Source organism: Tunturiibacter empetritectus (assembly GCF_013410875.1).
Classification (GTDB): domain Bacteria; phylum Acidobacteriota; class Terriglobia; order Terriglobales; family Acidobacteriaceae; genus Edaphobacter; species Edaphobacter empetritectus.
This window is the reverse complement of sequence record NZ_JACCCU010000001.1, coordinates 1,101,259-1,126,692: the sequence shown is the minus strand read 5'-3', so window position 1 is coordinate 1,126,692 and position 25,434 is coordinate 1,101,259. Positions and strand designations below refer to the sequence as shown.

The window sequence follows — 25,434 nt, the reverse complement described above, 5'->3', positions numbered from 1 at the left end:
ACTCCATGCCTCTCCACGAAATCCTGATGCAAACCTTGTCTGCTCTCTGGGACACCAAGCTCCGCAGCTTTCTTACAATGTTCGGCATCGTCTGGGGCATCACGTCGGTGATCCTGCTCGTTGGCCTTGGCATCGGCTTCAACGTGGATCAAAAGGAGCATCTCCGCACGATTGGCACCGACATCGCAATCATCTTTGGCGGCAAGACCGGTGCCCAGGCGGGAGGATACGCCGCAGGCCGAGACATTCATCTCACCGTCGATGACGCCATCGCGATCCAGCAACAAGCGTCTCTGGTAAAGACCGTAAGCCCCGAACTCCGCCGCAGCGTCGCCGAGGTCAGCCAGTGGAATGCAGCAAACCGGCCCGTGCGTGGCGTATGGCCGGAGTATCAACGATTCCGCTCCCTCACCGTTGAACAGGGACGGCTCATGACCGCGCAAGACGAAACCGAAGGGGCACGCGTCATTCTACTTGGTGCCGAAGCAAATCGGCAGCTCTTCCCTGGCAAGCCAGTCATCGGACAGCCGTTGATGGTTAGCGGTTATGAATATACCGTCATCGGTGTGCTTGCAAAAAAGAAGCAGAATGGCAGCTACGGCAGCGGCCCCGACAACACACAACTCTTCACAACCTATTCGGCCATGGCCCGCGACTTCCCGCCAACCGAAGGTCCCGGCGTCATCCGCGGATACGTCAACAACATCGTCGTCGAGCCCGTATCCCCCGGCATGCACGAAAGAGCCCTGGACCAGGTATCGCGAATCATCGCAGAACGTCACCACTACGATCCCAACGACAAAGAAGCTCTCTGGATATGGGATACCCTCGAAGGCTCGAAGTTTACCGAACGCATCTTCAGCGTCATGACATTTTTCTTCGGCGCAGTAGCGCTGCTGACACTCGCCCTCGGTGGTATCGGCGTCATGAACATTATGCTGGTCGCAGTCACCGAACGCACTCGCGAGATCGGCGTTCGCAAAGCCCTCGGCGCCACTGCCATCGATATCAAACGCCAATTCCTCGTCGAGTCCGCAATCATCACCCTGGTCAGCGGACTCGGCGGTCTGGCACTTGGAGTCGGAGTCTGCGTCGTTATGCGTTATGCCCCACTTCCCGACTTTGTGCCGCACCCAGTAATCTCTCCAATGGCCATTGCCGCATCGCTCACCACCCTGGCAGCCATCACTGTCTTCGCAGGAATGTACCCTGCTCTTCGCGCCGCTAATCTTAGCCCCATGGAATGCCTGAGGACAGAGTAGAGATGAGCCTTCTTGAAATCATCCGCCAGAGCCTGGACTCGCTCCTCCGCAACCGGCTGCGCTCTGGCCTCACCATGCTCGGGATCATCTGGGGACTTGTAACCGTCGTTCTTCTGCTGAGCTATGGCAAGAGCCTCGGCGAAGGCGTACTCAACGGCTTCATGGGCCTCGGCGACAACGTCATCATGGTGTGGGGCGGTCAAACCAGCATGCAGGCTGGCGGCGAACGATCCGGTAAAAAAGTAAAGTTCCTCGATGGCGACACCGAAGCAGTACGCGACGCGGTTCCCTTCCTCAAAGCAGTCAGCTCTGAGACCGACGACGGCTTCAGCTTCAAGTACGGCTCCAAGGTCGTCAACATCCAGAGCAAAGCAGTCGACTTCCCCTACGGAGGAATGCGCCGGCTCAACGTCGATCAAGGCCGCTACTTCGAAGCAGCCGACTTCACCGATCATCGCCAGGTCGTCATCTTCGGCCCGCACGCCGCACAAAAGCTTTTCAACGGCTACCCTCCCGTCGGCGAGTCGGTCCAGATCGAAGGCCACGTCTTTCAAGTGATCGGCGTTCTAAAAAACAAAATCCAGGACTCCTCCAACAACGGCCCCGACAATGAAAACGCTTTCATCCCCTTCGACATGATGCGCCTACTCCGCAATCAGCGCGACCCAGACAGCATCGTCTTCCAGCCCAGCGCACCCGAGCTCCATCTCAAGGCACTCCAGGCCGTTCGCGCCGTGCTCGCCCAGCGACATCATTTCGATCCCAAGGATGACAAGGCCGTCCCCAGTTGGGACACAGTCGCCGACTCAGCCGAGATCATGCAGTTCAGCACCGCGCTCGACCTTCTCCTCGGTATCATCGGCGCCATGACCCTTGGCGTCGGCGGAGTCGGCGTCATGAACATCATGCTCGTCTCGGTCACCGAGCGCACCCGCGAGATCGGCCTGCTCAAAGCTCTAGGAGCACGCCGCAAAGACATCCTCACGCAGTTTCTCCTCGAAAGCCTGACCCTGACCTTCCTGGCAGGCATCGTCGGAATGATCGTGGCCGTCGTCGTCGCCTACCTTATTCCGCCGATGCCGCTCTACTCCGACATCTACAAGACAGCCAACCACGAGGGCGACATCCTCCTCCGCGCCTCCCCAACCATCATGCTCGTCTCGTTCGGGATCCTCGCCTCTGTAGGTGTCATCTCCGGACTCCTCCCCGCAGTACGAGCCTCGCGCATGGACCCCGTTGTTGCCCTCCGCCACGAATAGCCCGGTCCTCACGACCAACGGGAGGACCAGCACCGTTCACTCCGCCGTAACAAGGTAGAGGAGTCACGAAGTGACCGCGCGAATCGGGGTCCCCCCGAACAAATTTTCGTTCGTGGGGGCAAGCGAAGTGGGCCCGTCCAGCAGGACACACGCCCTAACTAGCCAGCCGATACCGAATCGCCTGATCCTCAAGAAAATACTCTGCCGAGCAGTCCAAAGCCCCACAGATCATAGCCTCCAGCCCAGCGCACTGCTGCTTCGTAATCAGCCCCAGCGATCCGCACGACGGACACGCCAGCACCGCCCAGTAAGGGTTATCCGCCTTACCCAGCTCGCCCGCTTGCTCCAGCAGAAACAACGTGCCCGGCTGCATCTGCTCCGGGATCCACACTTCAAGTAGGTTCAATTCCGCTACCATGCTTGCCTCTTCTCCCAACGGTTGTCTGCGATTCACGACTCACGCGTTCTAGCGCCAATACCGAATTGTCACGCTGCGGAAGAGACCTCCTGGATGACTTTATGTCATGTCGTCCTGTGCACTACTTCTGGTGCACAGAATAACGGAATTCCCGCTCCTGTCAATCCCGCATTTTGCACAATAATAAGAAAAGAAGACAGCGTGGTTCGCCGCCCTACTGCACCGCATACAGAGCGCGATAGATCTCACGGTTGCGCAGAATCGCCTGCACATACTCCCGCGTCTCACTGTAAGGAATCGACTCGACGAACTCGGCGATATCCTTGTAGTCTCCGACCTCCATCCATTGCCGCACCGGCACGTCCCCTGCGTTGTAAGCAGCCAGCGCATACTCAGCCTGTCCGCCGAACCTGTCCATCACCTCGCGCAGGTTCAGTGTGCCCAACTGTAGGTTTGTCGCCGGGTTCAACAGCATATTCGCATCGAAGTGTTTGATCCCCTGCTTCTTCGCCGCCGCCTTCCCCACCGAAGGCAGCAGTTGCATCAGCCCCCAGGCGTTTGCATGACTCACTACACCTGCATTGAACTCCGACTCCTGCCGAATCAGCGACGCCACCAGGAAGGGATCCAGACCGTTCTTCCGAGAGCTCGCCGTCAGATCTGCCCAGTAAGGCTGCGGAAACAGAAGCTTCCAATACACCGTCGGAACCTCATCCAGCGGCAGCGAAAAAAAGGAGATCCCGCTATGCTTCATCGATTGAATCGCCCGCGTCGTCTCCCCATACGACGAGTAGATCTCCGCCTGGGCCAGAGCGCCCCATTCGCTCGAGGTTTCGCTCGCCTGAATCTCCGGCCCGATATATTCATTCAGCGCCGCATTCGCCAGCAGCCGCGCCTTGATCAGATGAGGCTCGTTCTCCGGCAACTCCCCAGTCAACTCCGGAACCACCGGCACATGCACCGCGCTCAAAGCCGCGGCCGGAGCGACACTCGCCGTCTGCGCCTTCAGCACATTCAACCGTTGCCTTGCCAGCCCTGCATAGTACGAGTTGATATACGAGCCACTCAGCGCACGATAGTAGTTCGCAGCCTGCCCGAAGTTCTTTTCTTCATCCTCATAAATTCGCCCGCGCCAGTAGAGAGCCCCAGGAATTTCGATCCCCCCGCCAAACATCTGGATCTGCTCCTCCATCAACCGCGCCGCCTCAGCATAGTTATGCTGCCGATAGTTCATCCACGCCGCCCGCCAGTGTGCCGAAGGCGCATATAAACTCTTCGGAAACAACTTCACCAGCAGCGCATAGTGATAGGTCGCCTGCTGCGCATCATGCTTCAGCAGATACATATTTCCGCCTGAATACAGCGCCTCCTCCAGCCACCGGCTCGTCGGAAAATCTCTCACCATCTGCGCGATCAAAGCGTCATGCGCGCTTTGATCATTCTCATTACGCGACAACTCAGCCAGCAGATACAACTTCAGAGCCGCACTATCGTCTTTTGTATCCGGCAGCTTCTCCACCTCTCGCCGGCTGATTTTCTTCAACCTCATATCGGATGCCGCGGCATAGATCAACAGCGCATCATGGTCCGCCACGCTCAAACCCGAACCATCCCGCTCGATCGAGTGATACTCCTCTCCAGCCTCCGCGTATCGCTTCGCGTTGAACAGTTGGTCCGCGTGAACCTTACGTTCTGCAGCAGTAGGAGGCGTATTCATCGCCTGCAACTGCGTACGCGCCTGGGAAGCCTCAACGCTCAAAGGAAACCCAGCATAAATTCTGCTGTAAATGGAAGCCGCATGTGCCGTGTCACCCGAGGCCTGGTAAGCCCGCGCCAACGCATAACGAAAGTCGACATGCGACGCCTGCGCCGAATCCACCAGCGGCACCAAAACCTTCAGCGCGCCCTGCGGATCATTTTGTTGCAGATGAGCATTCGCCAGCAACACCGGCGCACTCGCGTCGAAGATGCTCTCAGGATGCCGTTCCGCGAACCGATCCAGTAACCCATACGCATCCGCCCCATGCCCACCCTGTATCGCCGCCTGCGCCCCTAGGCAATCCGCGTAGTCATCCAGCGCCGTGCCGCTCACATTCGCCTGTCGATAGCTGCCCACCGCATCGTCATACCGATGATCCAGCATCGCAGCATGCCCCAGCGCCAGGTAAGCCGCAGCCGCGCCCTCTCCTGGATGCTGCCGCGCATAAGCCTCTACCCCGCTATAAGCCGCTGCCGACCGAGTCGCCGCCAACTGCTGCGCCATCGGACGAAGCAGCTCCGAAGCCTTGAACGCGCTCGTCAACCGAATCGTCTGCGCCGTTGGCTTCCGCGAGACCACGTGGCGCTTCCGGCTCGCAGTACCCTTCTTCCCCGTCGTCTTACTGCCCGACGTCTTGCCAGATGCCCCCGCCCTCGCCTTCCCGCTCGCCCCCTTCGTCTTCGATCCCGAGGCCTTCCCTGCGCCTGCAGAGGATGTCCCGGACTTGGGCGGTGTCTTCGGCGCCTTCTTAGACTGCGGTTTAGATTGCGCCGTCGCCGGTGTTGTGGCCTGTGCCTGCCCGACCGTGTAGCCCGCAGAACACGGCACGCTCATCCCAATCGAAGCAGCGGCAACCACCGCCAACCAGACCTTACCGCCGATGGTCACCATCGTTCCCTTGTTTCTCCAACCCACATCTCCACTCTAAGCTGAGCCGCTCCGGCTCCGCAGCACCAATCGACCGCGAACCACCCCAGATACCACTCCAGTTACTTCATAGGATGCGTCCGACCTGCGCCTCCTGCCCTTTTATCGGCGCCGAGCGCTCCTGAGATTACTAGTTGCCGGTCTTTTTTCACGAGAAGAGTAAAGATCTTCCCCTCAAGGCCGAATAGACGAAGAAGACTGCAATATGCAGGTAAGTGCGTACGCATATCTCACTCATGTTGTCCCGCGAATGCATTCTCTCCCTCCAGAAAGAGTCTCCAGATTGCCTCTGAGGAAGTACGAGGAATACTATGCGCTTAAGCCTGCACGCCCTTGCCTCTCTCCTTGCCCTCGCTTGCATCCCTCTCCTCGCCGACCCTATCCCCTACGCAAACGTCGGGCAACTAGCTCCGGACCAATCGTTTACAGCAACCGGCAACGGGATAGTAACCGCCTACTTCTACTCTTCCAGCGCCAGCAACGACGACAAGATCATCCTCTGGGACAAGACCTCCGGCACACGCACCGTCCCCTCTCTCGACAACCACACCTCCGCCGGCGGATCCTCTGTCTCACTATCTGTCAAAGCCGGTGACTCCCTCATCTTCGTCTTTGACGACGTCACAACCGACCAATACTTTAGCTCAGTCGACTACTTCGGCACAGCCTCACCCGCAAACTACAACGACGACGGCTACAACCACGCCTACTCCACCGCCTCCTCCGGCGGAGTAGGCGGTATTCCTGCAGGCATCTATATCGGGATGGAGGATCTCGGAGCCACAGGCCTCAAGCCGCTCACCCTCTCCGACCTCGACTACAACGACGACAGCTTCATCGTCACTAACTTCACCACCGCACCCACTCCCGAGCCAAGCACCATCATCCTCTTCGGCACCGGCCTGGTCGCAGCAGCCAGCGCCCTCCGGCGAAAGTTCGCCCGCGGCTAAGTCCCTTCGCCATCGACGTTCGGCAACACCATCGAGCATGATCCGTCAAGCCGTGTTCTCCGGGAACCTCGCTTCGGGAACCGCCTCTTCCGGCAACAAAAATTCCTCTCCGCAGATCTCTTCCAATCCATAACTTTGCTCTCTGCCTCACCGACATTTACTATGTTGTAGATACTGATCTCAGCCCTCCTTCAACCGGACGATTTCAGTACCTGTTTTCCGCACCTTTTCACTCATGCCCGCCATCCAATCCCCAGCCACGGAAGAGGTACACCCCGACGTAGCGCTTGTAGCGCGCGCAAAGGCGGGGGATACCGCAGCATTCGAGCAACTGGTTCGTCAGTACGAGCGCCAGATCTTCCGGGTAGCGCAGCATATTACTCAAAACCGTGAAGACGCCGAAGACATCACGCAAGACGCATTCCTCAAGGCCTACGAGAAGCTGGAGCAGTTCCAGGGAAACTCCAAGTTCTCGACGTGGCTCGTCCGCATCGCGGTCAATGAGAGCCTCATGCGGCTGCGCAAGCGCAAAACCAGCAAGACCGTCTCCATGGACGAAGACGTTCGGACCGAAGAAGGATCTATTCCTCGCGATTTTGCCGAGTGGCGGCCAAACCCCGAGCAGCAGTACAACCAGGCTGAGCTCGCCGACATTCTCCGCAAGACCATTCAGGGTCTCCCCCCAGGATTCCGCACCGTCTTCACTCTCCGCGACGTTGAAAATCTCTCCACGGAAGAGACTGCGGAGGCACTCGGCTTGAGCGTCCCCGCGGTGAAATCAAGATTGTTGCGTGCGCGGCTTCAACTGCGCGAACGTCTCAGCCGATACTTCCGGCAGAAGCAGGAGGGCCAGCCAGCATGAACTGCACGGACCTATTGAGCCATCTTTCCGACTACTTCGACGACCAGCTCACTACCGAGCTTCGCGAGGAGATCAGCGAACACACCGCTGGCTGCCAGCACTGCCGCGTCGTTCTCAACACCACCCACCAGACCATCGAGGTCTACAAGGGTAACGAGATCTACGAGGTCTCTCCCGGACTGCGCGAACGCCTTCACTCCGCCATCATGGCCAAGTGCCTCGCCAAAAGATAGCCCCATTAAAACATCCGTCATCCTCGCCAAAGATAATCCCGTTAGACATCCGTCATTCTGAGCGCAGCGAAGAATCCCCGCATTCTTCCGAAGTGGCACACCTCTCTCTTAGAGCAATTTGCCTGTTGGTGCAGCGCTCCTCCTTTTTGTTGTCATTCCGCAGCGTAGCGGAGGAATCTGCTGTTCGCTTCACCCACATCAAACAATCAGCCTGAGCGTCCCAACCACCCACTAAATCCGCCCCGCCGCTCTAAGAGCACCAATCTCCACATCCGTGAACACCCTCGACCGGATCAGAAACCGTACCCCTTCTCCGTTCTCCAGCGAAAACATCCCCCCGCGTCCCGGCACCACATCTAAAATCAGCTGCGTGTGCTTCCAGTATTCGAACTGGCTGCCGCTCATATAAAACGGAGTCTCCCCCAGCGTCGCCAGCAGCACATCGCCATCTCCCACTAAAAACTCCCCCCGCGGATAGCACATGGGGGAGCTGCCGTCACAGCAACCTCCCGACTGATGAAACATCAGCTCCCCATGTTTGTTCGACAACCTGCCCATCAACTCCTCAGCAGCAGGCGTCGTCACAACCTGTTCCGGTAAACCCATCTTTAACCCCATGTCCTGCCGGACGGGCCCACTGCGCGTGGGGCGGTCACTTCGTGACGCGTATACCGGTCTCGGCAGCACTAACAGCATCGGTCCTCCCGTTGGTCGGAGATGATCGTTCCCGACCAACGGGAGGAACCACGGAACTCAACCCGCCAAAGAAGGGTATACAAGTCACGAAGTGACCGCCCCACGCGCAGTGGGCCCGTCCGGCAGGACATCTCCTCTAAAAAAATCCCATAGCATTCGGGCTATAGCTCACCAGCTGATTCTTAGTCTGCTGATAATGCTCGAGCATCATCTTGTGATTCTCCCGCCCAACACCCGACTGTTTATACCCGCCAAAGGCCGCATGAGCCGGATACAAGTGATAGCAGTTCGTCCAAACCCGTCCTGCCTCAATCTCCCGCCCAAAGTGGTAAGCGCGATTCATATCCCGAGTCCAAACTCCCGCGCCTAACCCGTACAACGTGTCATTGGCCAGCGCCAACGCCTCCTCCTCATCGTGGAAGGTCGTCACCGAAACTACCGGCCCAAAGATTTCCTCCTGAAAGATGCGCATCTTGTTGTTACCTTTGAAGACAGTCGGTTCAATATAAAATCCCTCGGCCAGATCGCCACCCTGCGCAGCGCGCTTCCCTCCTGCTAGCACCTCCGCACCCTCCTGCTTGCCGATGTCGAAGTAGGAAAGAATCTTCTCCATCTGCTCGCTCGAAGCCTGTGCTCCAATCATCGTCGTCTTATCCAGCGGATTTCCCTGCCTGATCGCACCGACGCGCTTCAGGGCACGCTCCATGAACTGGTCGTAGAGCGTGTCCTGAATCAGTGCGCGTGAAGGGCAGGTACACACCTCGCCCTGGTTCAATGCGAACATCGTAAAGCCTTCCAACGCCTTGTCGAAAAACGCATCATCCGCGCTCGCCACATCTTTGAAAAATATATTCGGACTCTTCCCCCCAAGCTCCAGCGTCACCGGAATAATGTTCTGCGAGGCATACTGCATAATCAGCCGCCCCGTCGTCGTCTCCCCTGTAAACGCAATCTTGTTGATGCGCTTGCTCGAAGCCAGCGGCTTCCCAGCCTCCAACCCAAACCCATTGACGATATTTACCACTCCCGGCGGCAAAATATCCTGGATCAACTCCATCAAAACCAGGATCGACATAGGAGTTTGCTCTGCCGGCTTCAGCACCACGCAATTTCCTGCGGCCAGCGCCGGCGCCAGCTTCCACGTCGCCATCAGGATCGGAAAGTTCCACGGAATAATCAGCCCAATCACACCCAGAGGCTCATGGTAGTGGTACGCCACCGTATCCTTATCGATCTCCGAGATCGAACCCTCCTGTGCACGAATCACCCCGGCGAAGTAACGAAAGTGATCGACAGCCAGAGGCATATCCGCCGCCATCGTCTCGCGAATAGGCTTGCCGTTATCCCACGTCTCCACCGTCGCCAGCATCTCCAGATTGTCTTCGATCCGCTGCGCAATCTTCTCCAGCATGCGTCCGCGCTCAGTTGTTGAAATCTTTCCCCAGGCCTTCTTCGCCGCATGCGCCGCGTCCAACGCTCGGTCTACATCCGCCGCATTCGACCGCGCAATCTCGCACAGTACCTGCCCCGTCACCGGCGTCACATTCTCAAAGTATTGCCCAGACAGCGGTGCGACCCACTCCCCGCCGATGTAGTTCTCATACCGTTTCTTGATCTGAACCGGAAACCCATAGGTCCCTGGCTGAAGCGCAGTCATCGTAGCCATAGTGTCCACTCCCTCGAGATCCTTACCTTCACCGCGCTCGAAATTGTAGTCCTCCTCGCCGATTCCTGTCACAGCGAATCAGGCAACCCAGATCGTCCGTTCTGTTTACTGAACAAATGAATATAGGCATACTGCAACAGCATGATGGTCTTGCCGTCCGCGATTTCACCCCGCCCGATCGCCGCCATCGCATCTTCAATCGAAAGCTCCAGCACCTCAATATCCTCCCCCTCGTTGAAGTTGCCGCCTCCCTGCGCTACCCGACTCCCGCAGTTATACTCCGCTAGGAAGAAGTAGAGCTTTTCGGTCACCGAGCCTGGACTCATAAAGGCTTCAAAGATCTTCCGCACATGATCGACGCGATACCCTGTCTCCTCCTCCACCTCAGCCTTGATTCTGTCTTCAGGGCTCGCTTTATCCAAAAGGCCGGCCGCCGTCTCTATTAGCATCCCGGAGTGTCCATTCACAAAAGCCGGAAAGCGAAACTGTCGTGTTAACACAACCGTTCGCCGCTCAAGGTTGTACAGCAGGATCGTCGCGCCATTGCCCCGGTCGTAGGTCTCCCTGCTCTGCTGCTGCCAGGTTCCATCGCTCCGTTGCAGTTCAAAAGTAGTCTTCTTCAACACATACCAATCGTCCGAGAGCGTCTCGACCTTCGTGATCCGCACGCGCTCTTTCATGGAAGGCGCTTTAAGAAATTCAATCATGCTGAAACGTTATCGTGCATTTTCGTGCAAAGTCAAGTAATATCGTGAACAATGCTAACCGATCACAGAAAACAACAGCTCCTCTCGATTCTCAAAAAGAACGGACAGATTATCGCAAAAGAAGTCAGTCGCGCTATGGGTGTCTCAGAAGACACCATCCGACGCGACCTGCGGGAGATGGCCCAGCAGGGACTTCTTCAGCGCGTCCACGGCGGAGCCCTCCCTGCCTCCCCCGCGGTGGCAGACTTTGCCGGACGGGAACGAATCGCTTCTGATGGAAAAGTAGCAATCGGTCGCGCTGCGGCAAAGATGATTCAGCCCGGACAAGTCGTAATCCTCGATGGCGGCACCACTGCAAGGCAGATTCCACGCCACCTTCCCTTAGACCTCAAAGCGACCATCATCACCCATAGTCCGACCATCGCTCTCGAACTCATCCACCACCTTAACGTTGAAGTGATCCTTATTGGAGGACGCCTCTTCAGGCACTCCGTCGTCGCCGTCGGGGCTGCAGCCATCGAGACAATTGCTCAAATCCACGCCGACATCTACTTCATGGGAGTAACCGGCATACACCCAAAAACCGGCCTCACCACAGGCGACTACGAAGAGGCGGCGGTAAAACGCGCATTGAGCCACGCCGCGGCAGAGACCATAGTGCTCGCCTCCTCCGAGAAGCTCAATGCAGCCTCTCCATACGTCGTCGTCCCTTTCACGGAGATCAGCGGCATCGTCACAGAACGGTCTATAGAAAAATCAGTCTTACGACCGTATGAAAAACTCGGAATCACCGTAACTCGCGCATCGTAGGCGCACACTATTCGCCGCTGAAATAGAAAAGCCCCGGAATCACCGGGGCTTCTTGCGTCGTGAAAGGGCTACCTGCCGACGACTCTAAAGTCATCCGGTTCATGAGCAAGCGGCGTATCCCACCCGCAGCACGGAACGATATTTTTTCCAGCTTCTGGCGGTCCCCACGTATGCGGCTCGTAAACATAAACCGGCGTGTCCTCCTTAAGAACAGGATCAACAATACGCCAGGCTTCTTCAACGTAGTCCTGCCGCGCGAAGAGCGTTGCATCACCCGCGATCGCATCGGTCAGCACCCGCTCATAGGCCTCCATCTCCTGTGGGCTCGGATGGCGGCTGGCAATCAGTTCCACCGACTCGCGCCCAGTGCCCTCCAGTTCGTTCGCGATGGAAACCGACATCGCAACCGTCATCTCGGGACTGATGCGGAAGCGCATATAATTTTGCGCCGTATTCGGCTCTGTGATGTTCGTCGTCGGTGGTTTGCGAAACCGCGCCATCACCTCCATGCATGTCACCGGAAGGTTTTTCCCCGCACGAATGTAAAAAGGAACGCCATCCCACCGCCACGATTTAATCTCAAGCTTCAGGCAAGCAAACGTCTCGACTTTCGAGTTCGGCGCAACGCCCTTCTCCTCCAGATAGCCGCGAAACTGTCCACGAACCAGATCCTTCGCTTCAATCGGAGGAATAGCCTTTAATACCTTCACCTTCTCGTCGCGCATCGATTCCGCATCACCGCGCGCAGGACACTCCATCGCAAGATTACACATCACCTGAAAGATGTGGTTCTGAATCACGTCGCGAATCGCACCAGTCTGGTCATAGAAAGCCCCGCGCCCCTGCACGCCAAAGTCCTCCGCCATCGTGATCTGAACACTCTCAACATAATCGCGGTTCCAGATAGGCTCCAGGAACGTATTCGAAAAGCGAAAGGACACCATATTATGGACCGGTCCTTTCGCAAGATAGTGATCGATGCGAAAGATTGAAGACTCTGGAAACGCCGAGAGCAAAATCCGGTTCAGCTCTTGCGCTGAAGCCAGATCATGTCCGAACGGCTTCTCCACAATCATTCGAGCGCCCTTCGCCGAGCCAGACTTAACAAGTTGTTCGACTACCTCCTCGAACAAAGAAGGAGGAATCGCCAGATAATGAGCTGGCCGCTCCGACGAACCGAGAGCCTTCCGCACTGCAACAAACGTCGACGGATCCACGTAGTCCCCGTCGACATACTGCAGCAGCGCACTCATCTTCGCCCATGCGTCAGGATCCAGTCCCCCGTGCTTTTCGAGACTGTCTTGAGCACGCGCTTTGAACTGATCGAGATTCCAGCCAGCCTTTGCAACACCAATCACTGGAACATTCAGCGTGCCCCGCTTCACCATCGACTGAAGCGCAGGAAAGATCTTCTTGTAAGCGAGGTCGCCGGTCGCACCAAAAAATACCAGTGCATCGGAATGAGTTTGACTCACGAGTTTTCTCCTTCAAGTCCAGACTATTTTTCGTGCGGCTTCTCAAGATGGCCGCCAAAGGCAAAGCGCATCGCAGACAAAAGCTTATTTGAGAAGTCAGCTTCTCCCCGCGAACTGAACCGCGAATAAAGAGCCGTCGTCAGCACCGGAGTTGGAACGCCTTCATCGATCGCAGCCTTGATTGTCCAGCGGCCCTCACCCGAATCCGAAACCCTTCCGCCATACTTCGAAAGCTCAGGGTCCACAATCAGCGCAGACGCCGTGAGATCCAGCAGCCATGAAGCAATCACGCTCCCGCGACGCCACACCTCGGCAACATCAGGCAGGTTGAAGTCGTAAAGATAGTGTTCAGGATCGCGCAACGGTGTCGTCTCAGCATCGATCTCTGCCGTGTGCTTGCCGATATTGGCAGCCTTCAACACGCCTAATCCTTCTGCGTAAGCCGCCATCATCCCATACTCAATTCCGTTATGTACCATCTTGACGAAGTGTCCGCCGCCGCTTTCACCGCAGTGCAGATAACCCTGTTCCGCCGTCCCCCCAACCTTCTCACGGCCAGGGGTCTTCGGAATATCGCCTATACCAGGGGCAATCGTCTTGAAGATCGGGTCAAGATGCTCCACCACCGACTTTGGGCCGCCGATCATCATGCAGTAGCCGCGCTCCAGGCCCCAAACGCCTCCGCTCGTGCCCACATCCACATACTGAATCCCCTTAGGCTCAAGCTCTTTGGATCGCCGAATGTCGTCAATGTAGTACGAGTTTCCACCGTCAATCAGGATGTCGTCCTTCTCAAGATGCGGCACGATCTCCGCAATTGTCTGCTCGACCACTCCCGCAGGAATCATCAGCCAGATAGCGCGCGGCTTGGATAGCTTGCTCACAAAGTCCTCAAGCGAACTTCCCCCCGTGACGCCCTTCTCCTTCGCAAGATCAGAGACAGCCTGTTGCGACCTGTCGAAGACAACGCATTCATGCCCATTCTTGGCCAACCGCTTCACCATGTTGGCTCCCATTCTGCCCAGGCCTATCATTCCAAGTTGCATTTAACGCTCCCTCCAATAGTTATTGGTTCACTGAACATCAAAAACGGTGCAGAGTTTTCTTGCAACCGCAGCCGCCGGGCCTTATTTGTTCTTCCTATATCTCCGAATCAAATTCGTCGTAGAAGTATCATGCGAAAGCGCGGGCTCCGTCTTGCTCTCCAGCTCTCCAATAATCTTCTGCGCCAGCACCTTGCCAAGCTCAACCCCCCATTGATCGAACGAGTCGATGCTCCAGATAGTACCCTGCGTGAACACCGCATGCTCATAAAGAGCGATCAACTTACCCAGCACCTCCGGGGTCAGTTGATCCGCAAGAATCGTATTCGACGGACGATTGCCTTCGAACACCCTATGCGGAACCAGCCAGTCCGGCGTCCCCTCAGCCTTGACCTGCTCCGCAGTCTTGCCGAACGCCAGCGCCTCAGCCTGCGCGAACACGTTCGCCATCAGCATGTCATGATGCTGGCCCAGCGGATTGAGCGTCTTATAAAATCCAATAAAATCGCAGGGGATCAACCGCGTCCCTTGATGGATCAGCTGATAAAACGAGTGCTGTCCGTTAGTCCCAGGTTCGCCCCAGTAGATCGGCCCAGTCACTGTAGCAACGCGCTCTCCATCGAGCGTCACGTGCTTGCCATTGCTCTCCATCGTCAACTGCTGTAGATACGCCGGAAACCTTTTCAGGTACTGTTCATAGGGCAGAACCGCAACCGTCTGCGCATCGAAGAAATCCGTATACCAGACCGTCAGCAGCCCCAGCAAAACTGGCAGATTGCTGGCGAAGGGTGCGGTGCGGAAGTGCTCATCCATCTGATGAAACCCATCCAGCATCGCGCGAAAGTTATCCGGTCCGATCGCCAGCATCGTCGATAGCCCGATCGCCGAATCCATCGAGTAGCGGCCGCCGACCCAATCCCAGAACTCAAACATATTCGCCGTGTCAATGCCGAACTTCGCAACCTCCTTCGCATTCGTCGAGATCGCGACAAAGTGCTTTGCAACAGCTTTCTCATCGCCACCCAGTCCAGCCAGCGACCAATCCCTCGCCGAATGCGCATTCGTCATCGTCTCCAGCGTTGTAAAAGTCTTCGAAGCGACGAGAAACAGCGTCTCATCTGCATTCAGATCCTGCACTGCCTCGACGAAGTCCGTCCCATCCACATTTGAGACAAACCGGAAGGTAATATCGCGCTGGCTATAGTGCTTCAACGCCTCATACGCCATCACCGGCCCAAGATCCGAACCGCCAATCCCTATATTGATGACGTTCTTGATTCGCTTGCCGGTATGCCCCTTCCACGCCCCACTCCGAACCCTATCCGCGAAGGCCGCCATCTTGTCCAGTACCGCATGAACCCCCGGCACAACATCCTCACCATCAACGACGATCTTCTCACCCTGCGGCGCGCGCAACGCAACATGCAGCACAGCCCGGTTCTCGGTGATATTGATCTTGTCCCCGCGGAACATGGCGTCGATCCGCTCCCTCAACCCCGACTCCTCCGCTAACTGAAGCAGAAGTTTCAGCGTCTCGTCCGTAATGCGATTCTTCGAGTAGTCGAGAAAGATGCCCGCAGCCTCAAGGGTAAACCGCTCTCCCCGCCCAGGATCCTCCGCAAATAGTTGTTTCAGCTGCGTGTCTCCAATCTTCTGATGATGCGCACTCAGCGCCTTCCATGCCGAACGCTCGCTAAGCGGCGTCAATTTCGTCGTCATCTGCATACTCCTTGCATCGCTGTTTGTTCCCGCCAGACCAGACTACTATTCATTCCCGTTACAGATATTGCGCTGAGGAGTGAAGGTCGAAAAACCTTCAACATTCCTACAATTTTAACGAAGATCCCCGGCAGCCTACACAAATCTATAGTTCCAACACCAGCCTCTCTGCTATTGATGTTCGAAAGACAAACAGATATTCCAGAAAAAGCTGCCCTTATTCATCGCTCATCAGACAAGTTCGGCGGCATAAAGTTACCACTCTCCGGAAGAACCCTCAAACCAGCTCGGGTTACTAAACTTCTCGCCGCAATTGGTTAGATCCAGTCCCTCAGATCCCGATCTCGGTCCTTATCGCGGCCGCAATCGTATCGGCATGATGCCGCATCAGAGGCTCAGATTCCGCTTCGATCATCACGCGAGCCAAAGCCTCGGTGCCGCTATAACGAATCACCACTCGGCCCGAATCAGCCAGTTCGAACTCGGCGGCGCGAATCGCTGCAGCCACATTCGGAATCTCCTCAAGCGGTCTCTTCTCGCGTACTTTGACGTTCACAATCACCTGCGGAAACACCTTCAGATCTGCTACAAGCTCGGCCAAAGACCTCCCGCTCCGATGGACGACATCCAGCAACAGCAGCGCCGTCAGCAGCCCATCCCCCGTCGTGCTGCGTCCGCTAAAGATAATATGGCCGGACTGTTCTCCTCCCAGAGCCGCACCGGTCGCAATCATCTGCTCAAGAACATACTTGTCGCCTACCGCGGCACGTAGCATCTCGATCCCGCTGCGTTTCAGCGCCGCCTCAAGCCCCATATTGGACATCGTCGTCGCAACCACCGTCGAGTTCGTCAAAAGTCCGCGGCGTTGCAGATCGCGTGCCGCCAACAGCAGGACGGCATCCCCATTCACAACCTGGCCATGCTCATCTGCAAAGAGCGCTCGGTCGGCATCCCCATCAAACGTAATCCCCATCGACGCCTTGCAGTTCTTCACCTGTTCGGCAACAATCTCAGGATGCAACGCCCCGCAAGCCTCATTGATATTTCTTCCGTCGGGACTGGCATGAGTGATCAAAACCTCTCCGCCCAGGTCGGAGAATAACTGAGGCGCGACCGACGAAGCAGCTCCGTTGGCGCAATCGATCACGATCCGCTTCCCATCCAGTGACAACTCAGGAGCAGACGCCAGCAGATAGCGGACGTACTCTGCGCGATCGGTCTCATTCACCGCAGGCGGTTCAGTCCTTTGCGGAGCATTCGTTGACACAGCAAGTTGACGGAAGATCTCTTCTTCGATCGCAAGCTCAACCGCATCCGGGAGCTTATAACCATCCGGCCCAAAGAGTTTGATGCCGTTGTCCTGCCACGGATTGTGCGAGGCCGAGATGACGACGCCAGCTGCAAAGCCATGGGTATGTGTGAGGAATGCAATCGCCGGAGTCGTAATCACACCAGCGCTCTCAACAGATGCTCCGCCCGCGTCCAGCCCGGCAGTCAGCGTTGCGGCAATCCACCCGCTCGACTCGCGAGTATCCATACCGAGCAACACGCGGGGTCTCGGAGTCTTCACGCCAAGAATATGCGCCAGGGCAAGCCCGATAGCGTATACCGTGGTCGCATCGAGGGGTGACTGCCCAGCGACAGCGCGGATGCCATCGGTTCCAAAGAGCTTCTTCATAACTTGCCGGTCTCCGGTACTTCGTCCGTATCAGTTTGAGTTATTTTGGCTTTTAGCGTCCCATGCGCAAGCCGCGCACGTATAGTCTGGCCCGGCGTAGCATCTGCAGAAGAACGCAGCAACGTGCTGTCTCCAGCGCCGCTTTGCAGGTACACCAGGGCATAGCCGCGTGACAAAACGGCGAGCGGCGACAGGACATCAAGCCTCGTCGAAGCCCTTTCAAGCCGTGTACGCCGGCCGACAATGCTCTCCATTGCAACACGCTGCAACCGCAGCGTGTCAGCCAGCAAATGATTGCCCGTAGCTGCGATTCGAACGGAGATATCCTGGCGGCGGAGTCGGTCGCTCACCACATTCAGCCGTTGGGCGGGAACACGAAGACGTTGTTGTACAGCGGCGTCAAGACGAAAGCGGAGTTCGTCGAGCCGCTGATCCCTCCGGCTGACAGCATCTCGCAGTCTATTTAACACTGCCTCCGCTGAGAGTCGTGCGTAGCGCTGCCGCGCATGCATCAGATGGAATCTTCCGGCCCGCAGCACTCTTGCGCCCAGCGCAGCGACCTGGTCTTCGATGCGATGTTGAGCGGAAGTAATCAATTCAGCAGCAGCCGACGGCGTCGGCGCCCGAAGGTCCGCGACGAAATCAGCAATCGTGAAGTCGGTCTCGTGGCCAATTGCCGAGACCACAGGAAGTGCGGACGCCGCAATCGCGCGCGCCAGCGCCTCGTCATTGAAGCCGGCAAGATCTTCCATTGAGCCGCCACCCCTGGCAATCACAATCGCATCAACCAGCGAGGAGTTGGCGTTGAACCAGCGGATTCCCCCAACAACAGATTCCGGACTGGAAGCACCTTGCATCGTAGCGGGATATATCAGCAGATTCAGCCGCGCATGACGACGGCGAACGACCGTAACGATGTCACGAATGACCGCGCCGGACAGCGAAGTAACGATGCCAATGCACTTCGGAAACGAGGGCAGCTGGCGTTTACGCGCCGCGTCGAAGAGTCCTTCTGACAGCAATCGCGCCTTCAGTTGTTCAAACGCAAGCTGCAGCGCACCGGCGCCGCGGGGCTCCATCGTCTCCCCAATGAGCTGGAGCTGCCCTCGGCTCTCATACACTGAGACACGGCCCCTAACCAGAACCGCAAGCCCATCTGCAGGCCGGAAGCGCAACAGTCCTGCCTGGCGGCGAAAGAGCACTACCGGCAACTGAGCCTCGCCATCCTTCAGCGTAAAGTAAATGTGGCCAGAGGGTGCCGGCCTGCAGTTGGAGATCTCACCTTCGACCCAGAGATCGCTATAGGTCGTCTCAATCTGCTGTCTTGCGTTCATCACCAGCGCGCGAACGCTCCAGATATGGCGCTCCATCGCTGGTTCGCTCACGCCAGAGATTCTTCGCCGAGCTGGCTCTATCGCAATCTTGCCAGACTCTTCGCTGCCAGAAACCGGCTCAACAGAAGCAACCGCTAACGCACTGTCTTCTTCATAAAGGGAGAATAGCTCCGATTGAAACAACGTATCCGGCACCGGAATTGTCGAGGCCTTCGACGACGACCTTCTTTCGGTCCGAACCTTCCCTCGCCGCGCTCGCAGGCTGGCCAGTGTCGGCGGATTGTCTTCCCTTTCGGACATCTTGCCTGAGTCTAGCATCGCAGCGCAGCCAAGTAGACTGTCAGCGGCGCAGCCGTCCCATGACCCAAAGAAGTACGCTTAAAAGAACACTAATCAGAATTGAAGTTGCAATTGGAAATGAAACCGACCATCCCCTCCCCCGCCAGCTAAAGTCACCGGGAAGACGCCCAAGAGGAAGATTCAGGCGATTCAACCCAAGGATGAGGGCACCTGCCAAAGCCAGCAGCAGCCCGAGGATGACAAGAGTACGGCCCAGCTCAGACATGCTGCACCACTCTCAAGCAGTCGCCAGCAGCGCGGCAGCCTCACGCAGAAGCTCCGAAGGCTGACACGGCTTGGTAAGAATGCCTACAGGCCGCGACAAAGTACTGGCCCGCTCCCGCACACTCTTCAGATTGGAGTAAAAACCGGTCAGCATAAGGATCCGACATGCCGGCAACTCCCGCGTCACATCGTTCACCAGCGAAAGTCCATCCCGCCCAGGCATCGATACGTCGCACAGAAGAAGATTTGGCTCAAAGTCGCGAGAGTATTCCAATCCCTGATCTGCGGAGTAAGCGGCCTTTGCCTTGAAACCGCTCCTCTCAAAGATGAGAGTCAGCGTATCGGCCACCAAACGGTCATCATCAACCACCAGAACTCGCTTCATGGGGCCCTCCGTGCGAATCGTTCGGGTTGCGTGCGTTCACATGCCTGGCAAGCCTAGACTAGGCTTCAAAAAGCATTTTTGTCGAATCAAAATTCAATGATTTCATCTCTGAACATTAGACTCCGCTTTTCAGGCGGAGTCACAGATAAGGCTGTGCAAAAGAAAATCTGCGAACCAACAACCTGTGACTTCATCCACACAAAATCGCAACTTCAGTCTCTGGTAAGGTTTACGACAGAACGCTGACTCCGAATCAATCAAGGACATCACCTTGCACGTCGCCGCATTCATCGCCGGTCTGCTCTTTTGCCTGGGAGTCGCCCTCGACGCCTTTCAGACCATTATCCTTCCACGCCGCCCCACCGGACGATTTCGAATCACCCGCATCTTCTTCATCGGCACCTGGGTCCCCTGGGTGCTGATGGCCGAACGCGTCGCCAACAAGAAACTCCGCGAGCAAATCTACAGCATCTACGGCCCGCTCTCCCTTCTTCTGCTTCTCCTCTTATGGGCGCTTCTTCTCATCTTCGGCTTCGGAATGTTTTATTTCTCCATGCATTCCCCTTTTGGTGACGCCATGATGACCCACACCAACAGCCCTCTGGCTCAGTTCGGCACCGACCTTTACGTAAGCGGAACGACCCTCTTTACCCTCGGCTTGGGAGACGTTGTCCCCCACAGTCTTCTCGCTCGCGCCTTCATCATCTTCGAGTCGGGCGTAGGTCTCGGCTTCGTTGCCCTCGTTATCGGCTATCTACCTGTGCTCTATCAGGCATTTTCCCATCGCGAGATCAGCGTTGCCCTCCTCGACGCGCGCGCCGGCTCTCCGCCTAATGCCGCCGAACTCCTTCGGCGCCACGCCTTCGAAGGAAGCGAAGAAGCCCTCATCGATCTGCTGGAGGAGTGGGAGCGCTGGTCCGCCGAGATCCTAGAGTCGCACATCTCCTACCCCATTCTCTGCTTCTATCGTTCGCAACACGACACCCAAAGTTGGCTGGCTGCCCTTGTCTCCATCCTCGACACCTGCGCCCTCCTGATCTCGGTCATTGAAGGCAGCCATTCCCGCCAGGCCCAGCTCACCTTCGTCATGTCCCGCCACGCTCTTATCGACATTGGGGAGGTCTTCGAAGTCCTCGAACGCAACCCAGGGAAGCCTCGAACCGACCCCGACCGACTCCCGTCCAAAGACTTCTACCATCTCTGTGAGGCGCTCGGCGAAAATCAGCTCCGACTCTGTGGCGATCCCGCAGCGGCGAAACGCCTCCACACCATCCGTGCTCTCTACGAACCTCACGCTCACGGCCTATCCGAGTACCTGCGGATACCACTCCCGGTCTGGGTTGCGCCGCCAAAAGTAAACGATCAGTGGAGCATCCTCACCCGAATGCGAACCGACGCCGCGACAGCAATGAGATCCACAGGAGACGGCATGCCCTTCTTTCCCGACGAAGACCACGGTTAATCCACTCCCTAACGCAGATTCGGGATGCAAGGCGTACAGCCCTCGCATCCCGAACTCTTTCCAAATCTGTATCTAACAGGCTACTGACCTGCAGGTCCCGCAGGCGCAGGATTCAGCTTCTGAGCAGCCAGCGTCCCCGCCGCGCCCTTAGCGTCTTTATCCTTTAACTGCGCATAGATCTTCTTCGCCAGCTCAGGCTTCCCCTGTGCTTGATACAGCTCCGCAAGCTGTAGTTGTGCCAGCCCGGAGGGTACCGTCGTTGTTGGCTTTGCAGTCAGCTCGTTATATATATCCATGGCCTGGGAATCGCGCCCTGTCTGCCGGTAAAGCTGCGCCAGCGAGAGCTTCGCGAGCGCCGCAAGATCCCCATTCCAACCACCTGCCACCTGCTTCAGCGTGCTCTCAGCCGGGCCGTTCTGCCCTTCTTCCATATAGGTCAGCCCGCCAAAGTAGCGAGCCACCTTGCCGTCCGGTGTCATGCTGTATTTGTCTGCGACGCCCATGAAAAGATCATTAGCAGCCTTGGCCCGTTCCGTTGGAGACGCATACGTCTTCACCCCCGCAGGCACCGGCTGTCCGGGTGCTGCCAGCGGAGTCTGATAGGCCTGCATCGCTGCGCCAAAGGCCACTGACGCCTGATTCGCGCGGCTGTTATAGATCAGAAAGCCACCTACCACCACCAGGATCGCCGCAAGGACAATGGCACTGGTAGCGATTACGGAGCGGCGGTTTTCGCTGGCCCACTCAAGGCCATGCTGTGTGGTATCGACGAACTGGTCATGCTTTAGAGCTTGTTTGGTCTGCTGGTCCACTTTGTCTTGTTCTTCCTTTTTGCTCGTCACGGTCGTGCCGCGTTGAGGAAACTGGTAGCGCGAAGTCACAGCGCAGAACTTTAAGTCTATCAGCGCGGTAATCGAAGTGCGACTGGTTCGCACCTGAATCGCCTCAAAAATCAACAACCCATGCAAAATGAACCAATTCGAGCGCACTCCACGCAAAGCTCCGTTTTCTGCGGCCGCTTATCGCCGTATACCATCTACGGAGGGTTGACAGCCCCACAGTAGAGGCGAAGACTTGTACCCGAAGGAATTGCGCCCACTTATGAAGACCGTAGCCGTCGAAACTGCCATTGCAGCCCCGCCCACTACCAACAAACACCTCATCCGTTGGGTCGAGAAGATGGCCGATCTCTGCCAGCCCGACCGCATCCACTGGATCGACGGGTCGCAGGCGGAGTACGACTTCCTCTGCAACCAGCTTGTCCACGCCGGCACCTTTACCAAGCTCAACGAAAAGCTCTGGCCCGGCTGCTTCCTCGCCCGCTCGGCACCTAACGACGTCGCCAGAGTCGAAGATCGCACCTTCATCTGCTCCCTGTCGAAGGACACCGCGGGTCCAACTAATAACTGGGAAGATCCCTTCGTGATGCGTAAGAAGCTCAAGGCCCTCTTCAAAGGAGCTATGCGCGGCCGCACCATGTACGTCCTTCCTTACTCCATGGGCCCCATCGGCTCGCCCATGTCGCAGATCGGCGTTCAGCTTACCGACTCCGCCTACGCCGTAGTCAACATGCGCATCATGGCTCGCATCGGCGCGCCCGTCTTTGCCGAGATCGACAAGGACGAAAAGCGCGTGGTTCCCTGCATGCACACCGTCGGCGCGCCTCTCGCCCCCGGCCAGCAAGATGTTCCGTGGCCCTGCAACGATGAAAAGTACATCGTCCACTTCCCCGAGACCCGCGAGATCTGGTCTTACGGCAGCGGTTATGGCGGCAACGCCTTATTAGGCAAAAAGTGCTTTGCCCTCCGCATCGCCTCCAACATCGCCCGCGACGAAGGTTGGATGGCCGAGCACATGTTGATTGTCGGCGTTGAATCGCCCAAGCGTCCCGACGGCACCACCGAGAAGACCTACGTCGCTGCTGCCTTCCCCAGCGCCTGCGGCAAGACTAACTTCGCCATGATGATCCCACCCGCCGGTTTCGAGGGCTGGAAGGTCTGGACCGTAGGCGACGATATCGCCTGGATCAAGCCCGACAAGGATGGTCAGCTTCGCGCCATCAATCCCGAGGCCGGCTTCTTCGGAGTCGCGCCTGGCACCAGCACGAAGACTAACCCCAACGCAATGGCCACCCTGGCCAAGAACACCATCTTCACCAACGTTGCGCTCACCCCCGAGGGTGGCGTCTGGTGGGAGGGCATGACCGACACCCCACCCGCCGAACTCATTGATTGGCGCGGTAATCGCTGGACCCCGGCCATCGCAAAGGAGACCGGCACCCCTGCCGCACATCCAAACGGACGCTTCACCGCGCCTGCTTCGCAGTGTCCTACTATCGACCCTGACTGGGAGAATCCCAATGGGGTTCCCATCTCCGCGTTCATCTTCGGTGGCCGTCGACCTACCACCATGCCTCTTGTTTATCAGGCGTTTAACTGGTCGGCTGGCGTTTACATCGGGGCTACGATGGGGTCGGAGACCACTGCTGCAGCGGGAGGCGCCATCGGCAAGGTGCGGCGCGATCCTATGGCCATGCTGCCCTTCTGCGGGTACCACATGGGCGACTACTTCCGGCACTGGCTGAAGATGCAGCGCAACCTCTCGGCTACGCCTCGGGTGTTCCATGTCAACTGGTTCCGCAAGGGTCCTGACGGGCAGTTCCTCTGGCCCGGGTATAGCGAAAACATGCGTGTTCTCAAGTGGATTGTGGATCGGGTGCGGGGCCGCGCTTTGGGCAAGGAGACCCCCATTGGCTGGACGCCCCACTTCGACGACATCAACTGGAAGGGGCTGGAGTTTCCGCGCGCGACCTTCGACGTGCTTCAGACCGTGGACAGGGCGCAGTGGAGACAGGAGGTCATGGGACATGAGGAGCTCTTCCTGCTGCTCCACGACCACCTCCCCCCCGAGATGATCTACGAGCGGGAGCTCCTGATCTGCAGACTTTAGGAGCGGCCGGTCCGGGTTTTTTTCTGCGTGGTGGCGCATGCGTTTTTGCAGGGGTTTGTGCGAAATCGTGGTGCCAAAACGTGGTGTTCTGGATGGTGCAACGTGGTGAGATGGTGGTGAAATGCTGGCTGAAAACACCACGATTTCCGATCACGAAAGATACGCCACGTTTCAGCACTTTATTTTTCCTCTCCCGTCAGGAGCCAGATTCTCCCAAGATCCGGTTTTCTTTGAGCCGTGATTCACCATCAAATGAGTCTCAAGGAAAGCAGTACCCGAGAGAGTGAAGCAGGATCTATGTCGAATCAGCACGCAGCACCGATCAACCCTAACCCGCAGCCGCCGGTGGCTGAGCCCAGCAACGCTGAACGCGCCCGCACGCTGCTTCACCAAGCCAGCGTTGCCACGCTTTCGACCGTCTCCCGCAAGCAACCGGGCTTTCCTTTCGGCTCGCTGATGCCGTATGCGCTCGACGCTGGGGGACGGCCTTTATTCCTGATCAGCACGATGGCGATGCACACCCAGAACCTGAAGGGGGACCCACGCGCCAGCCTCTTCGTCACGCAGCCGCCCGCCGATGGCGACGTGCTTGGCGCGGCACGAGTCACCCTGGTGGGAGCGGTCCACCAGATCGTTGAGAAGGAGAGGGCCGGGGCTCGCGAGCTCTACCTGAAGGCCCACCCGAACAGCCACTACTGGGTGGACTTCACCGACTTCTCCTTCTTCCGTTTGGAACCGATAGATGTGTACTACGTTGGCGGCTTTGGCGTCATGGGCTGGGTGACTGCGGCGGACTACGCCTCAGCCTCTCCTGACCCCCTTGCCGGGGCAGCGCAGGGCATCCTGGACCACATGAACGCCGATCACGGCGACGCGCTGGTTCTGCTGACGAAGACACACGCCCGACTTGAAGCCGATTCGGCGACGATGACCTCGGTCGACCGGCTGGGGTTCCATATTCGGGCTGTTACGTCGGCAGGAGTCAAGGGTGCGCGCATCGCTTTTTTACGTGAGGCGAAGACGGCTGGCGACACACGTTCCATTTTGGTCGAGATGGTCAAAGAAGCCCGTCAGAAGAGCGCTCTGCCCACAAATGCCTATTGACTCCTATCCCCTTTCCCTTTATGTTTAATGAGTGGCAAGACTCCCTTCGGGTTGAGTCAGTCATAACGAAGTCCACCCACTTCGTTGCTTTACTGGAATACCCACGCAACAGCCCCCACCGCGCTGCGTGGGTTTCCTTTTTAACATCTCTTTCGTTGTTTTGATTGTCTAG

General features: G+C 57.4%; 22 protein-coding genes. 9 read left to right on the top strand and 13 right to left on the bottom strand.

Annotation, left to right across the window (positions count from 1 at the left end):
* Positions 1–26: 26 nt before the first annotated feature.
* A complete protein-coding gene (locus HDF08_RS04725) occupies positions 27–1,262 on the top strand; it encodes an ABC transporter permease (RefSeq protein ID WP_257030869.1) in 1,236 nt (411 codons plus the stop codon).
* Between the two features lie 2 nt (positions 1,263–1,264).
* Entirely contained in the window at positions 1,265–2,521 is a 1,257-nt protein-coding gene (locus HDF08_RS04720) for an ABC transporter permease (protein ID WP_179637416.1), read from the top strand.
* Positions 2,522–2,675: 154 nt separating this feature from the next.
* Here HDF08_RS04720 and HDF08_RS04715 read toward each other — a convergent pair whose 3' ends face one another.
* Together HDF08_RS04715 and HDF08_RS04710 are read right to left on the bottom strand one after the other, a co-directional pair.
* A complete protein-coding gene (locus tag HDF08_RS04715) occupies positions 2,676–2,939 on the bottom strand; it encodes a hypothetical protein (RefSeq protein WP_179637415.1) in 264 nt (87 codons plus the stop codon).
* Between the two features lie 214 nt (positions 2,940–3,153).
* Entirely contained in the window at positions 3,154–5,613 is a 2,460-nt protein-coding gene (locus HDF08_RS04710) for a transglycosylase SLT domain-containing protein (RefSeq protein ID WP_373563121.1), read from the bottom strand.
* Positions 5,614–5,936: 323 nt separating this feature from the next.
* On the opposite strand from HDF08_RS04710, the gene HDF08_RS04705 reads away from it, so the two are divergent.
* The 3 genes from HDF08_RS04705 to HDF08_RS04695 all read left to right on the top strand — a co-directional run bounded on the left by HDF08_RS04705 (position 5,937) and on the right by HDF08_RS04695 (position 7,670).
* Positions 5,937–6,575, top strand: a complete 639-nt coding sequence (locus tag HDF08_RS04705; RefSeq protein WP_179637414.1) for a PEP-CTERM sorting domain-containing protein — start codon at positions 5,937–5,939, stop codon at positions 6,573–6,575.
* A gap of 235 nt (positions 6,576–6,810) precedes the next feature.
* Positions 6,811–7,437, top strand: coding sequence for a sigma-70 family RNA polymerase sigma factor (locus tag HDF08_RS04700; protein WP_179637413.1), 627 nt, complete (start codon positions 6,811–6,813; stop codon positions 7,435–7,437).
* Positions 7,434–7,670: an anti-sigma factor family protein gene (locus HDF08_RS04695; RefSeq protein ID WP_179637412.1), complete on the top strand. Its 237-nt coding sequence runs from the start codon at positions 7,434–7,436 to the stop codon at positions 7,668–7,670. The genes HDF08_RS04700 and HDF08_RS04695 overlap by 4 nt, the downstream gene beginning before the upstream one ends.
* Before the next feature lie 231 nt (positions 7,671–7,901).
* Here HDF08_RS04695 and HDF08_RS04690 read toward each other — a convergent pair whose 3' ends face one another.
* The 3 genes from HDF08_RS04690 to HDF08_RS04680 form a co-directional block, all read right to left on the bottom strand.
* Entirely contained in the window at positions 7,902–8,276 is a 375-nt protein-coding gene (locus HDF08_RS04690; RefSeq protein WP_179637411.1) for a DUF779 domain-containing protein, read from the bottom strand.
* Between the two features lie 226 nt (positions 8,277–8,502).
* Positions 8,503–10,032, bottom strand: coding sequence for an aldehyde dehydrogenase (gene adh, locus HDF08_RS04685; protein WP_218884492.1), 1,530 nt, complete (start codon positions 10,030–10,032; stop codon positions 8,503–8,505).
* Positions 10,033–10,100: 68 nt separating this feature from the next.
* Complete coding sequence (locus HDF08_RS04680; RefSeq protein WP_179638782.1) at positions 10,101–10,712, bottom strand: NUDIX hydrolase; 612 nt, start codon at positions 10,710–10,712, stop codon at positions 10,101–10,103.
* Between the two features lie 78 nt (positions 10,713–10,790).
* Between HDF08_RS04680 and HDF08_RS04675 the strand changes: the two genes are divergently transcribed.
* Positions 10,791–11,549 carry a DeoR/GlpR family DNA-binding transcription regulator gene (locus tag HDF08_RS04675; RefSeq protein WP_179637410.1) on the top strand — a complete coding sequence of 253 codons (759 nt, stop codon included), beginning with the start codon at positions 10,791–10,793 and terminating at the stop codon, positions 11,547–11,549.
* Positions 11,550–11,617: 68 nt separating this feature from the next.
* Here HDF08_RS04675 and zwf read toward each other — a convergent pair whose 3' ends face one another.
* The 7 genes from zwf to HDF08_RS04640 all read right to left on the bottom strand — a co-directional run bounded on the left by zwf (position 11,618) and on the right by HDF08_RS04640 (position 19,747).
* Positions 11,618–13,024 (bottom strand): glucose-6-phosphate dehydrogenase, encoded by a 1,407-nt coding sequence (gene zwf / locus HDF08_RS04670; RefSeq protein ID WP_179637409.1) that lies wholly within the window; start codon positions 13,022–13,024, stop codon positions 11,618–11,620.
* A 23-nt stretch (positions 13,025–13,047) separates the two neighbouring features.
* Entirely contained in the window at positions 13,048–14,070 is a 1,023-nt protein-coding gene (gnd, locus tag HDF08_RS04665) for a phosphogluconate dehydrogenase (NAD(+)-dependent, decarboxylating) (RefSeq protein ID WP_179637408.1), read from the bottom strand.
* An 81-nt stretch (positions 14,071–14,151) separates the two neighbouring features.
* Positions 14,152–15,786: a glucose-6-phosphate isomerase gene (pgi, locus tag HDF08_RS04660; protein ID WP_179637407.1), complete on the bottom strand. Its 1,635-nt coding sequence runs from the start codon at positions 15,784–15,786 to the stop codon at positions 14,152–14,154.
* 331 nt (positions 15,787–16,117) lie between these two features.
* Positions 16,118–17,464, bottom strand: coding sequence for a phosphoglucosamine mutase (gene glmM / locus HDF08_RS04655; protein ID WP_179637406.1), 1,347 nt, complete (start codon positions 17,462–17,464; stop codon positions 16,118–16,120).
* Positions 17,461–19,098 carry an exodeoxyribonuclease VII large subunit gene (gene xseA / locus HDF08_RS04650; RefSeq protein ID WP_179637405.1) on the bottom strand — a complete coding sequence of 546 codons (1,638 nt, stop codon included), beginning with the start codon at positions 19,096–19,098 and terminating at the stop codon, positions 17,461–17,463. The genes glmM and xseA overlap by 4 nt, the downstream gene beginning before the upstream one ends.
* Before the next feature lie 40 nt (positions 19,099–19,138).
* A complete protein-coding gene (locus HDF08_RS04645) occupies positions 19,139–19,363 on the bottom strand; it encodes a DUF2905 family protein (RefSeq protein ID WP_179637404.1) in 225 nt (74 codons plus the stop codon).
* Positions 19,364–19,375: 12 nt separating this feature from the next.
* Positions 19,376–19,747 (bottom strand): response regulator, encoded by a 372-nt coding sequence (locus tag HDF08_RS04640; protein WP_179637403.1) that lies wholly within the window; start codon positions 19,745–19,747, stop codon positions 19,376–19,378.
* 271 nt (positions 19,748–20,018) lie between these two features.
* Here HDF08_RS04640 and HDF08_RS04635 point away from each other — a divergent pair, with 271 nt between their 5' ends.
* A complete protein-coding gene (locus HDF08_RS04635) occupies positions 20,019–21,209 on the top strand; it encodes a potassium channel family protein (protein WP_179637402.1) in 1,191 nt (396 codons plus the stop codon).
* 80 nt (positions 21,210–21,289) lie between these two features.
* On the opposite strand, the gene HDF08_RS04630 is transcribed toward HDF08_RS04635, so the two are convergent.
* Positions 21,290–22,051, bottom strand: coding sequence for a tetratricopeptide repeat protein (locus tag HDF08_RS04630; protein ID WP_373563120.1), 762 nt, complete (start codon positions 22,049–22,051; stop codon positions 21,290–21,292).
* 259 nt (positions 22,052–22,310) lie between these two features.
* Between HDF08_RS04630 and HDF08_RS04625 the strand changes: the two genes are divergently transcribed.
* Together HDF08_RS04625 and HDF08_RS04620 are read left to right on the top strand one after the other, a co-directional pair.
* A complete protein-coding gene (locus tag HDF08_RS04625; RefSeq protein WP_179637401.1) occupies positions 22,311–24,158 on the top strand; it encodes a phosphoenolpyruvate carboxykinase (GTP) in 1,848 nt (615 codons plus the stop codon).
* Positions 24,159–24,455: 297 nt separating this feature from the next.
* Complete coding sequence (locus HDF08_RS04620) at positions 24,456–25,262, top strand: HugZ family pyridoxamine 5'-phosphate oxidase (RefSeq protein WP_179637400.1); 807 nt, start codon at positions 24,456–24,458, stop codon at positions 25,260–25,262.
* Positions 25,263–25,434 lie beyond the last annotated feature (172 nt).